Annotated in this window: 9 protein-coding genes; 2 read left to right on the forward strand and 7 right to left on the reverse strand. The window is 60.5% G+C overall.

Translation table 11 applies throughout. From position 1 onward, the window contains the following. Positions 1 to 86 precede the first annotated feature (86 nt). The 3 genes from tkt to rpe form a co-directional block, all read right to left on the reverse strand. The gene (gene tkt / locus KQI84_07455; GenBank protein MCB2154709.1) at positions 87 to 2,105 is read right to left on the reverse strand and encodes a transketolase; all 2,019 of its coding nucleotides are present in this window, start codon (positions 2,103 to 2,105) and stop codon (positions 87 to 89) included. A 167-nt stretch (positions 2,106 to 2,272) separates the two neighbouring features. Further along, positions 2,273 to 3,469 (reverse strand): hypothetical protein, encoded by a 1,197-nt coding sequence (locus tag KQI84_07460; GenBank protein ID MCB2154710.1) that lies wholly within the window; start codon positions 3,467 to 3,469, stop codon positions 2,273 to 2,275. Positions 3,470 to 3,540: 71 nt separating this feature from the next. Beyond that, positions 3,541 to 4,308 (reverse strand): ribulose-phosphate 3-epimerase, encoded by a 768-nt coding sequence (gene rpe / locus KQI84_07465; GenBank protein MCB2154711.1) that lies wholly within the window; start codon positions 4,306 to 4,308, stop codon positions 3,541 to 3,543. Positions 4,309 to 4,486: 178 nt separating this feature from the next. On the opposite strand from rpe, the gene KQI84_07470 reads away from it, so the two are divergent. Beyond that, on the forward strand, positions 4,487 to 5,548 hold the full coding sequence (locus KQI84_07470; protein MCB2154712.1) for a peptidase M14: 1,062 nt from the start codon (positions 4,487 to 4,489) through the stop codon (positions 5,546 to 5,548). 10 nt (positions 5,549 to 5,558) lie between these two features. On the opposite strand, the gene KQI84_07475 is transcribed toward KQI84_07470, so the two are convergent. From KQI84_07475 to KQI84_07485, 3 genes are all read right to left on the reverse strand, one after another. Further along, entirely contained in the window at positions 5,559 to 6,524 is a 966-nt protein-coding gene (locus tag KQI84_07475; GenBank protein ID MCB2154713.1) for a polyprenyl synthetase family protein, read from the reverse strand. A 135-nt stretch (positions 6,525 to 6,659) separates the two neighbouring features. Beyond that, on the reverse strand, positions 6,660 to 8,015 hold the full coding sequence (mgtE, locus tag KQI84_07480; protein MCB2154714.1) for a magnesium transporter: 1,356 nt from the start codon (positions 8,013 to 8,015) through the stop codon (positions 6,660 to 6,662). Between the two features lie 91 nt (positions 8,016 to 8,106). After that, a complete protein-coding gene (locus KQI84_07485) occupies positions 8,107 to 10,824 on the reverse strand; it encodes a DUF5110 domain-containing protein (protein MCB2154715.1) in 2,718 nt (905 codons plus the stop codon). Positions 10,825 to 11,078: 254 nt separating this feature from the next. Between KQI84_07485 and KQI84_07490 the strand changes: the two genes are divergently transcribed. Then, positions 11,079 to 11,948: an acyltransferase gene (locus tag KQI84_07490; protein MCB2154716.1), complete on the forward strand. Its 870-nt coding sequence runs from the start codon at positions 11,079 to 11,081 to the stop codon at positions 11,946 to 11,948. 136 nt (positions 11,949 to 12,084) lie between these two features. Here the strand turns inward: KQI84_07490 and infB are convergent, their stop codons facing one another. Further along, positions 12,085 to 14,745 carry a translation initiation factor IF-2 gene (gene infB, locus KQI84_07495; GenBank protein MCB2154717.1) on the reverse strand — a complete coding sequence of 887 codons (2,661 nt, stop codon included), beginning with the start codon at positions 14,743 to 14,745 and terminating at the stop codon, positions 12,085 to 12,087. Positions 14,746 to 15,186 lie beyond the last annotated feature (441 nt).

Consider the following 15,186-nt stretch of genomic DNA (forward strand, 5'->3'; position numbering starts at 1 on the left):
TGTTAATGAAGGTCGCCCATGAATGAAAGGAGCGCCGAGTTTTTGCTCGGCGCTCCTGTTGTTCGTGTCTCAAGTCGCTCGGGCAATCAGCTCAATAGCGCCTTCGCCTTGGCGACGACGTTCTCGACCGTGAAGCCGAAGTACTCGGCCAGATCCTTGGCCGGGGCGGATGCGCCGAAGCGATCCTCGATGACGACGTACGCGCCGCAATCGGTCGCGAACTCTTCCCAGCCCTGGCGGATTCCGGCTTCAACGACGACGCGCTTGCGAACGCTACTCGGGAGAACCTCTTCGCGATAGTCGTCCGATTGGCGACGGAATAACTCCTGGCTCGGCATGCTGACAACACGCACGCTCTTGCCTTCCGCCTCCAACTTCTCCGCTGCGGCGATCGCAAGGCTGAGCTCGGAGCCAGTCGCGATCAGAATGACTTCGGGCTTCGGGCCGTTTTCCTTCCGGATCACGTACGCGCCCTTCGTCAACCCATCTGCGGCGGCCAGTTTGCCTTCGCCGCGATCGAGCGTCGGAATGCCCTGGCGGGTGAGTGCCAGTGCGATCGGGCCATCCTTCTCTTCAATGGCCACTTCCCATGCCACGGCAGCTTCATGCGCATCGCCCGGCCGGATGACGGTCAGGTTCGGAATGCAGCGAAGCGCGGCCAGGTGTTCGATGGGCTGGTGCGTTGGGCCGTCTTCACCGAGGAAAATCGAGTCGTGCGTGAAGACAAACACTGCCGGCAGGCTCATCAGGGATGCCAGACGCACTGCCGGGCGCATGTAGTCGCTGAAGACCATGAACGTCGCACCGTAGGGCTTGAACGAGCCGTAAAGGCTCATGCCGTTCATGATCGAGCCCATCGCGTGCTCGCGGATGCCGAAGTGCAAATTGCGGCCGCTGAACTTGCCAGGGCCGATGCTGTCCGAGCCCTTGATCAGAGTGTTCGTCGACGGCGCAAGGTCTGCCGACCCGCCGACGAGCCATGGCACCGCGGGGGCGTACGCGTTCAGCGCGGCGCCGGCACTCTTGCGCGAAGCCACGCCTTTGCCCGCCTCAAACGTCGGGCGCAGAGCCTTCAGGTCCGGCACCTTCTGTTCGAACATGGCGTTGAAGGCGTCTCGCCGCTCGGCCGGGGCACCGTTCACGATCGCTTCCCACTTGGCGTAGCCGTCCGCGCCTTCCTTGGCACGGTTGCTCCAGATTTCGTAATCACCGTCGGGAACGTAGAAATCCTTATCGACGGGAAGGCCGAGGTTCTCCTTCGCCAGCTTTAGCTCTTCGGCACCCAGCGGCGATCCATGGATGCCCGCCGTTCCGACCTTGTTCGGTGCGCCAAAGCCGATCCTCGTGCGGCCGACGATAATCGACGGGCGATCCGTCTCTTCTTCTGCAGCCGTCAGCGCATGGTGCATCTGCTCAAAGTCATGACCGTCGACGTGTTGGACGTGCCAGCCGTAGGCCTCGAAACGCTTGCCCACATCCTCGCCGCTAAAGGTCAAATCCGTGTCGCCTTCGATCGTGATGTGGTTGTCGTCGTAGAAGTAAACCAGGCGGCCGAGACGATGGTGCCCAGCGAAGGAAGCGGCCTCCGCGGCGACGCCTTCCATCAAGTCGCCATCGGTCACGATTGCATAGATGCGATGATCGACGAGATCCGGGAAGCGCGCGGCCATCATGTCCGCGGCCAGCGCCATACCGACGCCATTGGCGAAGCCTTGGCCCAGTGGGCCGGTCGTTGTGTCGATACCCTTCGCGACGAAATTCTCGGGGTGTCCGGGGGTCTTGGAATGCAACTGACGGAAATTCTTCAGTTGGTCCATTGTGATATCTTCGTAGCCGCAGAGGTGCAGCAACGAGTAGAGGAGCATCGATCCGTGTCCGCCGGACAGGATAAAGCGATCGCGATTCGGCCAATCCGGGTGCGTCGGATCGAACCGAAGGTGATGCAGGAAAAGCAGAGCCGCAAAGTCCGCGCAGCCCATCGGAAGGCCCGGATGTCCGCTGTTTGCCTTCTCGATGCCGTCCATCGCAAGGCCACGAATGGTGTTGGCCAAACGGCGAAGGAGTTTGTCGTCCACAGTTTGGATACTGCCAGCTTCTGTCGTCATGTGTTCTATACCTGTTTGGTGCGGATTTGTCGGCCCCTCGACAAGCGCATGAGTCAACGCACGGCATGCCGAGTTGTCAACCGATGAGTCTGGCTGAGTAAGGTTCGCAGGCGTAATGAAAGCAATGATCGCCGGTCAGCTTCCTGGCCACGGGATCGTAAGCTGGGCTACTTGTCCTTCGGCAATTCACCGAACAGATAGGTCAGCGGAATCTGCAGGCGAGCGCGCCAGTCGGCTTCGCTGTGATTGGCGCCTTCCGCGACGTAGACCATGAAGTCCTCCGGCTGCGTCCAACCCCAGCTTTCGAGCAGGGCCGTCATCTTGGCCTGGTAGGCGGCGTATTCTGAATCGATGCCCTCGGTTCCGTAGTCGAAGTACAGTTTCACATCGGTGGGGTAGTAGCCGCTCTCCTGGATTTCCTGGATGATCAGTCCGTTCTCCCACGGGTAGTGGGTCGACAGGCAACCGGCGGCGCTGAAGGTGTCGGAGTGCTTCCATCCGATGTAGAGCGAGATCAATCCGCCCATCGACGAGCCCATCACGGCCGTGTGCTCGCGATCAGGCAGCGTGCGGAACTCCGCGTCGACGCGGGGCTTCAGTTCCTCGACCATGAACTTGGCGTACAGTGGACCCAGGGCGTATGGAGAGTATTCATTCATGCGATCGTAGGTGCAGAAGGAGGCAACCACAATCATCTCCGGCATGATTCCTTCGCCGGCCAATTGTGCGATTTTCTCATCCGCACCCCAATCGACTCCCGCTGTACTGGTCCGCGGCTCAAAGACATTCTGCCCGTCGTGCATGTATAGCACGGGGTAGCGGCGCTCCGGTTCCGTCTCGTAACTCGGCGGCAACCAGATCGCGACATGTCGGTCCGGCTTCAGATATTTCGACTCCATGTTGAGCCAATACATCAGCTTGCCCGGAATCTCCGACGCCAGCGGCTCGGGAGGTTGCGGCTGTTCGTTGGAACCGAATTCGGGGATTTCAATCTCGAAGTCCGTATCGCCATCGACGACCACGACACAGTTCGGCGGGATGTTGCCCTGCTCATCCAGCGCTTCCTGTCCCCAATCGCCGAGTGTGAACTTGAACTCCACCTGCGTGCCGGTTGGGACCTCGAGAACCGCTTCGCGTTGCGTTCCCTTGCCGGTCATCTCGAAGAACCGCGGGTTCCAGGGGCCAAGCACCTTGAGGCTGCCCGCCAGGAAGACTGGCCCGAGACCTTCGGGGACTTCTGCTGTGATGCGCAGTGTACTCATAGTTGTCGCTTCATCGGAGGAAGTGGGCTCGCTGCCAAAGGCGGAAACGGTACATCCCCAGAGGAGAAGCATCGATACAAGCATCCAGGCAGAGTGTCTCATGGGCGAGTCCTCTCCTTCGGGGCAAAATCAGGTGCCCTCGGATGCGACATGCTGGACGTGTGTGCAAGGGGTTATTGCAGCTTCATCAGACCCTTGCGCAGGGCGCGCGTGTTTTCGCGGATCTTCCCATCGCGGAAGACGGACGTTCCTGCCACGAGAACATCGGCGCCTGCGGCGACGGCCAGGGGTGCAGTCTTCGGATTGATGCCGCCATCGACCTCGACCAGGTACTCGAGGCCCAACTCCTCACGAAGGAGCACCAATTCGCGCACCTTGTTGAGCGTAGCGGGGATCAACTCTTGTCCGCCGAAGCCAGGCTCGACCGTCATCACGAGAATGAGGTCTGCGTGCTCGAGGCAATCGCGGATCTCCGCGACCTTCGTCTTCGGCTTGATGGAAATGCCGGAGTGGATGCCCTGGCGCCGGATGTACTTGAGAAGATTCACACTGTCTTCACCCGCGGCCTCGACGTGGAAGGTCAAATTCTGGACGCCCGCTTCGACGAACTGCTTCACGTACTTGCGCGGATCGTCGATCATCAGGTGACAGTCGAAATAGAGATGCTCGTTGATGGGGCGAATCTGACGGATGACGTCCGGACCGAAGCTGATGTTCGGAACGAAGTTCCCATCCATGATATCAAGATGCAGCCACGACAGAGATGTCGCCTTCAGTGGCTTAATGGAATCTTCGAGATTTCGGAAATTCGCTGCAAGTAGTGAAGGCGCGATACGAACTCCGGTCCCCCGACCGGTACGCCTCACTGTCTTGTGATTCTTACTCTTGCGGCCTGCAGACACCTTTGAACGGCGTGCTTTAGCGGCTTGTTCCACGTTCATTCCCCCACGGAAGACGGTTTCAGAGTAGCAAGCGTATCGATGACCCTGCACAAGCAAACTGCAGGAATCAAGGACAGCCTTGGGTGTTTCGATTTTCCTTGGGCCCAGGCCGATTTGTCTTCATGCTGTCCGCAAACAAATCCTCGCATGACCTCACAAAACAGAGAGGGGACGCGACATGAGTGCGGACTTGAATCACACAATTCTGGGAACAATGAACCCGGGGCACTGGTCTCTCGCCTCCGTTCCTCATTGCACCGTTCAGACAATCGGCCAATCGCGGCAAGGCCTTCCGTTATTCGGTCTTACCGTTGGGTCCGGTCCAATTCGCGTCAGCATTACCGCCGGCGCTCATGCGGACGAACCGGTCGGTCCGCGTACCGCCGTGTATCTCGCAGCGGAAATGGCCGTGGGCGATTTGCCCTGGGCTCGCCAACTGGCGGAAAGGTGTACCTTCTGGATCGCCCCCCATGTCAACCCTGACGGCGATCTTCGGAACGCAAATTGGCAAGAAGCTCCCGGCGATTTCGAAGCCTGCATGAAACATGTGCACCGCGAACTCCCCGGCGACGATGTCGAATTCAATTACCCGCGCAGCGAAGACGATGAAGAGGCACGCCCGGAGAATCTTGCTGTCGCGAAGTTTCTTCGCTCGGCCAATGGGCCGTTCGATCTGCATCTTTCTCTGCACAGCATGGGCGTGGCGGAAGGCGCGTGGTTCTTAATCTGCCGCGAGTGGGTGGAGCGCGCGCGCAACGCGGGTATGCTCGAACGCCTTGCGAACATCGCCGGTCGACACGGCGTGGGATTGCACGACATGGAACGTCACGGCGAGAAAGGCTTCAGCCGAATCGCCCCCGGTTTCTGCACAACCCCACGTTCCGATGCGATGCGCGAATTCTTCCTGGAACAGAACGATCTTGAAACGGCGGCGCTCTTCCGCCCGAGCTCGATGGAGTTTGTCCAATCGCTCGGTGGCGATCCGCTCTGTTTGGTCAGCGAAATGCCGTACTTCATCTTGCGCGCGGCGGAATCATCCGACGAGCCGCTGGATTCACGGCCATACTTCCGACTTCGCGCGCAACTGCCTCACGTGCGCGCTGCGTTGGAACACGGCGATGAGAATCCACTCGATGAAGTCGTGAAGGAATTCGGGATCGAACCGATGTCATGGGAATCGCACCGCGACCTGCAGCTCGCCTTCATCCGCGAAGGCGTGCGGCTGGTAGGAATGCAGTAGCGGATTGGGATCAGTACTGCCGCACCGTAACGGAATCGGAAATCTGGCGCAGCAACTTCACCGGCGTTGATTCGGTATCGAGCGCATCGAGCGCTTCGCCGGCGCTTGTGGCGTGCTTGGCGGCCACTTCGAGTGAGTATTCGATCGCATCATACTTCCGCACGATGCGGTGAATCGCCTCGAAGTCTCGGCCGTTGTTGAGGATATTCAGAATCAGTTCACGATCCTCTTCGCTCGCCGTCATCAGCGTTCTCAGTAGCGGAAGCGTCTGCTTGCCTTCGGCGAGGTCGGCTCCGACACGTTTGCCCCAGCGATCTTTCTGCGCTTCGTAGTCGAGCGTGTCGTCTGTGATCTGGAAAGCCAGACCGAAGTCGAGACCGTAACGCGCCATGCGCTTGACAGCCTCCATCGGTGCATCGGCGATCAATGCGCCGAGGCTCGTCGCGGCGCTGAACAAGTACGCCGTCTTGTTCGTGATAATTTCCATGTAGTCATCGACCGAAAGCCAATCGCCGCGGCGTTCGATCTGCAGCATCTCGCCTTCGGTCATGCGCTGCGTTGTCTGTGCAAGGACCCGGAGTGTCTCCGGATTCAGCGTTGAGAGCGCGAGGTCAAAGGAGGTCGCGTAGAGGTAATCCGCCATCAAGATCGCGACGTCGTCGCCCCATTTTTCATTGACCGTTTCGCGGCCGCGCCGCGTGGGAGCCTTGTCGATCACGTCGTCGTGCAGCAGGGTCGCGACATGGAAGAGCTCGATCGAAGCGCCGAGATGGATGTGCCCGTCGGAATTGTCGGCATCCAGGCCGTGAGCGCGCGCGGACAGGCAGACCATCGACGGCCGCAGCATCTTCCCCCGGCCCTGGCGGACGTATTCCGCCACTTCCTGCATCAGGTCGCCATTCACGTCGAAGGCATCGTCCATAGTTTGTTGGACGCGTTCGAGATCCTTCGCCAGGTATTCGTACAGAAACTCCAAAGAGCGATCCTCCAGCGTTTGGGGGGTCATTTTCTGCCGTGGGGCATGACGCAGGTCAACGCGCATCCGCACGGCGCATCTCTGTGATTTCTTTCACAAAGTCGGCTGAAACTTCGGCCCGCAAGCCGATTTTCCTCAGTTTCCCCACCACCGCAGAACGTGCAGGCTGATCTCCATATAGATCACCAGGCCAAACACGTCGACAATCGTGCTGATGAAAGGGCCGGACATCAGCGCCGGGTCCATCTTCAGGCGCTCGAACAAGAGCGGAAGCAACGTGCCTGCCAGATTGGAGACGATGACAATAGTCGATAATCCAAGGGCCACGCAAATTCCCAGAATCGGATCCCCATTTATGAGCACCGCCAGGACGTAGGCCAACGTCCCCAGAGCCACCGACAGGATCATGCCGACGAAGACCTCGCGCAGCATCACCCGCAAGGCATCTCGCACAGCCACCTCGCCCGTCGCGAGAGCACGAATCACCATCGCTGCCGACTGTGTGCCTGTGTTTCCGCCCGTAGCCGTCATCGCCGGCAGGAAGAACGCCAGGGCGATCATCGATTCCAGCAACTTGTCGTAACTGCGCAGCACCAGGACTGCACCGACTTCAGCGATGAGCAGGATCACCAGCCACACCACGCGGCGGCCGGCGAGGCTCAGAATCGAAGCGTCCAGATAGGATTCCTCGCCCGGCAAGACGGCAGCCTGCAGTTGGGCGTCCTCGGTGAACTCCTCTTCCAAGATGTCCATCACGTCGTCGAAAGTGACGATTCCGACCAGCTTGTCTTCCTTATCCACGATCGGCAGCGCAAGCAGGTCGTAGTGCTGCAGCATCTCGGCGGCTTCTTCCTGATCCGTGTCGGTGTGGCTGTAGATCAGGTCGGTTTCCATGATGTCGCCGATGATCTGTTCAAGTTCAGCGGTCACGAGGTGCCGAAGCGAGACGAGGCCCAGCAGCTTTCCAGACCGATCGACGACATAAAGGGCGTACACGGTTTCGCGATCGATGCCGATGCGCCGGACTTTCGTCAGTGCATCCGTGACCGTCATTTCCGGCAGCAGGTACACGAAATCGGTCGTCATCAGACGGCCGACGCTCTCCTCCGGATAATTCAGCAGCGCCGTCGCGATGCGGCGTTCTTCCGGGGAGAGCATTTTGAGCAACTGGCGCGCGGCTTTGGGGGGCAGTTCCTCAAGCAGAGCCGTGCGATCGTCCGGCGACATATCCTCGAGCAATTGCCCGACGGTTCCGCCGGTCAGGCGCTGCAGCAGGGCTTCCTGGTGCGGGAACTCGAGGTACTCGAAGACATCGGTGGCCAGCGCCTTGGGCAGCAGCCGGAAGACCACGACCAGATCGCTTTCTTCCAGATCCGAGATCAACTCTGCAAGGTCCGCCGCGGGGATTTCCCGGACGGTATCCTTGAGCGCACGGAAGTCCTTCCGCCGCACGAGTTCCTCGATTTCTGGAGAGAGCAGCTTACCCAGCATGGCGCCTCGCTTCCCAGGAAGTGGCGGGAGTAGAACCCTGGAGCCTCTGTGGCTCAACCGGGAAAGTTGAAATGGCAGAGATTGCGGCGGATTACGGCTCTCGTCGAGACCAGCCGTCCCAATTGGAGACTGGATCGCCTGCGACAGTGAATTCCTGGCCGGAATCGATTGCCAACGGCGTGCCGCGCAATCGCAGCCAGTGGTTCTCCGAATCGTAGGCCCAACCCCGCTCCGCAGTGTCCCACGCATCTGGATCGGATATCTGGGGTAGGGGCTTGCCCTGGAACTGCGCGCTCTCGGGCTGATCGAGCAGGTGAATCTCCGCCTCGTACCGCCGCAAGTCAGGCTGGCCGTCGTAAGATCCGACTGCACCGCCGATGCGAATCTTCAGGGCGTCGCCCATCGGGGCAGCTTCCACCTCGTACGTCGTCGTGGCGAAGCGCCCGTCTTTGTATTCCATCGACAGGCCGTCGTCTTCGTAGAGACGGCCGTGAACGGTGCGTCCGCGCTTCGGTGGCCAGATCCGCAGTTTCACGGTCTCTCCGGTTTCACCTAACGAGGATCCCAGTGGAATGATTGCGGGGGCCTTCACATACAGCGGGAAGCGATCCGATCTTTCTGCGACCGAAATGCTGGTCGGGCCGTCGATTGCCGCGCCGGTGAACCAATCGAACCACCTGCCCTGCGGCAGATAGACCTCCGCGCGATCGCCGTGTTCGTCGGTGACCGGGCGAGCCAGTAGGTGTGGCCCGAACAGGAATTCCGTCCCCAAGTCCCGAACCTGCGGATCGGAAGGCCACTCCAGGACCAACGGACGCAGCACGGGGATTCCCGAATCGTAGGCCTGCCTTGCCAACGTGTAATGGCACGGCAGCAACTCGTAACGAAGTTCGAGCGCATCTCGAACGCCGGCTTCGATTTCCGGGCCGAAACTCCACGGCTCGATCGTCTCGCGCCCGCGCGGCTGGAACAGCTGGTCGAACAACGCAAACTGTGCCCAGCGCAGATAGAGCTCGCCTGATGGCTTGCCCCAGTATCCCCCCAGGTCCGGGTTCCAGTGGGGAAGACCACCCAGGGTTCCGTCCGCCTCGCGCCAGTCGCGTTCTCCGGGGCGATGTGTCCCATTCGCCGACTGCACCTGCGGGTTCGATACGATCCGTACGTCCATGTGCTGCTGCGGTAATTCCATGCCATTGACCTGGCTGGAATCCACCGTCACAGCATCCAACGGCAGGGCGCGAATCTGGAATTCCTCGACCAGGCGATGAATGTCCGCGATCGAATCGCGCGTCGTGGAAAGGTGGACATTCCCCAGCGTCCAACGCGGAGGCATATCAGCGCGACCCACCAGGTCGGAGTACTGTTCGAGGACGCTGTACATCGATTCCCCGACCATCACGTACCAGGTCAGTTCGCCTTCGTCCGAAGAGTAGACGGCTTGCTCCGGATTGCCGAACCCCAGGTCCAGCCAACCCATCGCGGGGTTGTCGACGAAGATCCCGTAATTCCGGGGCGTGACCCAGAACGGCACGATCGTGTGCGAAAGCCGCTGACGCGTGCTGAGAACTCGCAGCAGATATCCCCGGCGGCTCAGTTCGATTCCCGATGAACCGGGGCCTCCGCCGAAGCCGTACACGTCCTCGTCGGGCTCCAGGGTAAATGCTATCTCGCGCGCCTTCCCTGCGGCCAGTGGCGGGCGGCCGACGGGATGCTCAACCAGCATTGTCCCATCCGGGGACCTGTAAATCGGGCGAATCGGATCGCGCTCGATATCGACGCGCCATCCGGCGCCTTCAATGACGATCGGATTGCCATCGGTGACCTCGAACGGCGTTTCGGGCCAGTCCTCGCGCGTAACGGACCAGGACTCCCGGGGCCCGAAATCACCAGTGGGGGAGAAGTCCATCTGCACGGTGCCTTCCAGGCGCGGCACCAAACGAATCGAGCCCTGATCGGATTGGAAGACCACACAAGTCGTGCCGGCGTCGTAGCTGGTCAGATTCCCGAGCTGCACGAAGTCCGGCATCGGCGGAGAATCCGTGAAGTGCCGGCGAGTCCATGCCGACGGCGGATGCTCGTAGCCGATCTCGCCGATGGAGAAGTAGCCGAAGTCGAACGTGTATGGTCCCTCCGGCGTGAAGCCGATCAGGACCAGTTCCGTGTTGTTCATTACCCACACGGACTCGACGACGGTTTCGTCAAAGACGAGCGCATCGCCTTCAAACGTCGGGTCGGTCGACACCTGCGCTGTGATGCGCACCGGGCCGGCGCCTTCGACTTTCAAGTGAACATAGAAGAGATCGCCGGGCTTGATCTCGCACGAATGCGGTTCGATCAGGTCGTTGAAACCGCCGCCTTGGCGACGAAGCCGAATGCGATCGTTCAAACCATCGAGCGTGATCAGGTAGCCTTCCTGCTTGTCGCTACGGAAGGCGATTTCCGCGTTCCGTTCTCCGGAACCGGAATCCACGAAGTCGGTCATTCGGATTGATGTATAGAGCTCGAAATCGTTCTTCGGGAGAACATGCGCAATGCTGCCAGTCCCGAGCAGGCCGGCATAGACGGCGCCGTTGCCGATGCGGGCGGCGCCGCGGGTCCCGCCCATCTCCACGCGCGGATCGTAGCGGAAGAGCTGGCGATTGCCTTTCCAAAAGTCCACGTTCAGCGACCCTGGATCTCCCATCGCCATACCCCAGTCGAACTGATCGTAGTAGGCCTCCTGGGGCTCGGCGGAGGCAATATTCCCACCGGCCGCCAGCACTGCCGCGACGCCGAAAACGGAGAGAATTTTGGTGAAACGCCTGCGCATAACCTCTCAACCCCTGGGGAAAACCGTTCGGGTCTCAAGCCCGGCGACGATCTTGATCAGACACGTTGTGGATTCCAAGTCGATTTGTCATCCCTATTGGGAAAAGTTCGCCGAAAGACGGTGGGAACGGCACCCATCTCGGCTGGCCAGATGGCAGTCGCAAGAAATGCTTGCATCGGAGCGCCCCTCCGGAGAGGCTTTCCGTTCGCTATTCCGATGAGAATGGCCTCAATCACCAAGGAGCACAGAAAGTCATGGCACGAAACGTCCGCGGTGCACTGATCCAGGCAACAACCCCCGACAGCGGCGACGCACCGGTCGCTCAGATTAAGAAAAACATGATCGACAAGCACGTCGATATGATCAAGCAGGCTGCCGACAAGGGCGCCCAGGTCGTCTGCCTGCAGGAGATCTTCTACGGCCCATACTTCTGCTGCGAGCAGGATGCTAAGTGGTATGAATCCACCGAACGCATTCCCGACGGACCCACGACCAAGCTGATGCAGGACTTGGCCAAGAAGTACAAAATGGTCATCGTCGTTCCGATGTACGAGGAAGATCTGACCGGCGTTTACTACAATACGGCCGCCGTGATCGATGCCGACGGAACGTATCTTGGCAAATTCCGCAAGATCCACATCCCGCACTGCAACCCCGGCTTCTGGGAGAAGTTCTACTTCAAGCCCGGCAACATGGGTTACCCTGTGTTCGACACGAAGATTGGCCGCGTTGGCGTGTACATCTGCTACGATCGCCACTTCCCCGAAGGCGCCCGCATCCTTGGTTTGAACGGTGCCGAGATCGTCTTCAATCCGTCGGCCACTGTTGCTGGCCTCAGCGAATACCTTTGGAAGCTCGAGCAGCCCGCCCACGCCGTCGCAAACCAGTACTTCGTCGGCGCGATCAATCGTCCGGGCGTCGAGAAGCCCTGGGAATTCGGCGAGTTCTATGGCCAGTCCTACTTCTGCAACCCGCGCGGCCAGATCATGGCCGAAGGCGCTCGTGTGGAAGACGACATCGTCATCGCCGACATGGACTTCGACATGATCCGCGAAGTGCGCAACGTCTGGCAGTTCTTCCGCGATCGTCGCCCGGAAACCTACGACGCAATCGTGGCCCCGTAAGAAAGATCGCTTTCCCCCGACAGATATGCCGCCCGCCAAGGTCCACGACCGGCGGGCGGTTTCTGTTTGCGAATGCACAATGAAAACGGCCGCCAGGAAACCCGGCGGCCGTTGATTTGATCTGGTTGACGAAGCGCTATTCCTTGGCGGTGGAGACCAGCGTCGCGGCCTTTTCCTTCAAGGTGTAGGACTCGATGACGTCGCCTTCTTTGATGTCGTTGAAGTTCAGCAACTTGATGCCGCACTCGACACCGGACTGGACTTCCTTGACCTCGTCCTTCACGCGGCGAAGCGACTGGATCTTGCCATTCCAGATAACTTTGCCTTCGCGGACAAGACGGGCGTGGTGCTCGCGACCGACAGTGCCCTCGAGGACGAAGCAGCCGGCGATGTTGCCCTGCTTCGTGACCTTGAAGATCTGTCGGATCTCGACGCGGCTCATTTCCACTTCTTCGTACACCGGTTCCAGCATGCCGACCATCGACTTCTCGATGTCGTTCAGCAGGTCGTAGATCACGTTGTACGTGCGGATCTCGATGCCTTCCTGCGCAGCCAGATCGCGGGCAACGGTCTCGGGGCGTACATTGAATCCGATGATGATCGCGGAGGACGCATCTGCCAACTGCACATCGCCTTCGGTGATCGCGCCGACGCCCGAGTGAATGATATCCAGCATCACCTTGTCGGACTTGATGTTCAGCAGAGCGGAAGCAATCGCTTCCACTGACCCCTGCACGTCGGCCTTGATAATGAGGTTCAGCGACTTAACTTCGCCTTCAGTCAGATGATCGACCAGGTTGTCGAGCGTGACGTGAGGAGCACCGCCCCGGACGGAGCGTTGCTTGCGGCGCACGAGACGTTTCTCGGCGATATCACGGGCCTGCGTTTCATCCGGCACGACGACGAACTGCTCGCCGGCACCGGGGCTGCCTGAAAGACCCATGATCTCCACGGGCCAGGACGGACCGGCTTCCTTCAGCATATCGCCGCGGTCGTTGCGCATCGCGCGAACACGACCGGAAATCGACCCGGCAACGAAGTGGTCGCCCTGCTTCAGTGTGCCGTTCTCGATCAGAACCGTTGCGACAGCACCGCGATTTGGATCGACGTGCGACTCAATCACTGTACCGATCGCTTCGCGGGACGGATTGGCCTGCAGCTCGAGGACTTCCGACTGCAGCAGAATCATGTCGAGCAATTCTGGGACGCCGTTGCCACGCAAGGCCGAGACTTCGACCATGATCGTGTCGCCACCGAGGTCTTCGCTGACGAGCTCGAAGCGCATCAGCTCCTGCTTCACGCGAGTGGCGTTGGCGCCGTCCACGTCGGTCTTGTTGATCGCGATAATGATCGGGACCTCTGCGGCCTTCGCGTGATTGATCGCCTCAATCGTCTGGGGCTTCACGCCGTCGTTGGCGGCTACCACGAGCACAACCACGTCCGTGACGTTCGCACCGCGGGCACGCATGGCCGTGAAGGCCTCGTGACCCGGGGTATCGAGGAAGACCAGGTCGCCCTTCTCAGTCTTCACGTAATAGGCACCGATGTGCTGGGTGATGCCGCCGTGTTCCTGCTCGACCACGTTGGCCTCGCGGATGCGGTCCAGGAGCGTCGTCTTGCCGTGGTCGACGTGCCCCATGACGGTCACGACGGGCGGACGCGGCGCCAGATCGTCTTCCGAATCCTCGGCCGTCACGTATTCCTCGACATCGTGCTCGTCGCTTTCGGGGCGAACATCCAGTTCAACCTCGAACTCGGTCGCCAGCAACTCGGCCAGATCCTCGCTGAGGACCTGGTTAATCGTCAGCATCTCACCCATCAGGATGAGGCGCTTGAGGACTTCGCTGCTCGGAACTTGAAGCTTATCGGCGAACTCACCGACCGTGATGTCTCCACGCAGGACGACATGAGTCGGACGCTGCGGCTTCTGGTTGCGCTGACCGGAGGAGGGCTTGGACTTCCTGCCACCCTGGTGCGGGCGCGGCGATGGCCGACGTTGAACGACCTCGCGGTTGAAAATCTGAGTCGGGCGGAACCGCTTTCCGCCATCTTGAGAAGGAGCGCTCTTCGGACGGCGCCGCTTCGGCTGGCTGTCATCCTTCTGCGGGCCGCCGGCGGGACGACGTTCCTTCGGCGGGCGACGGCGCTCGCGCTGATCGGGAGAGACGACCGACTGGAGGCCTTCGGCCATAAACCGCGCCAGCGACTTATCGCTCACGGAATCGCCGTCGACATCATCGCGGCGCTTGGGCTTGCGTGGCTTCTCATCGCGGTCGCGCTGCTGCCGCTCGGGACGCTGCTGAGGCTTGCGCTCTTCCTTCTGCTTGCGCTCTGCCACGACCTCCTTCGGCTGGACCGGTTGAGGTGGGGGCGGCGCCTTCGTGGGTTCTGCGACCTGCTGGGGAGCTGCCGGCGTCTGGGACGCCATGCGAGCGGCCATTTCCTGCTGGCGACGAGCCAATTCCTCGTCCGCGCGCTTGCGGGCTTCTTCCGCCTGGCGCTTGCGCTCTTCTTCTTCGCGGGCACGCTGCTGAGCCTCGGCGGCCCGGCGGCGCTCCATCTCTTCCTGCTCCCGGAGGCGTTTCGCCTCTTCTTCCGCCTTCTTGGCTTCCTGCTGGCGCAAATCGATGTGAGCCAGAACGTGCTTAACGGCTTCTTCATCCAGTCCGCTGGAAGCGGTCAGGCGCTTGGCGAGCTTGAACCCTTGCGTGGTGAGATCATCACGCATGGATTCGACTTCCTGAATGACTTCTTTGCTCGACAAATTCAGAATCGAGGCAACTTCGCTAATGCGCATACTTTCTCCCGGTATGATAATTCCGGCGACGACGTGTCGTGCGTTGTGGACGATTTGACGTGAGCAGTAATTGCTGTCGGCACAGACCTGCCAAAAGAAGAGAACTTGACCACATACGTCCCTGTCGCGGTGGGCGTTCCGGAGCACCCACCGGCAAAAACGGGGCTATCTGACCCGTGATCCCCGGGGCCCGTCAAGGGAAACCCCTGACCAGTTGTCCCCGGTGAAAGGCATAGTCCTCCTCTGCTCTTCTCGCGCGCGTCCATCCGCCATCCCAAGGCGCGCACTGTGGGCACGGTGGGGCGGCCGATGCAAGCCCATGTTCCACTCTCTCGCCCCTCTGGCGCGAGGTTCAGGTTGCACCGTGGGGGGCAGGGGCCTTTGACTGCGGGCCGGTGCGGGATCGGCGTCTGGACGCCCGGCGCGCCCGTCCGACTAACT

The organism is bacterium, from assembly GCA_020444065.1.
GTDB lineage: Bacteria > Sumerlaeota > Sumerlaeia > SLMS01 > JAHLLQ01 > JAHLLQ01.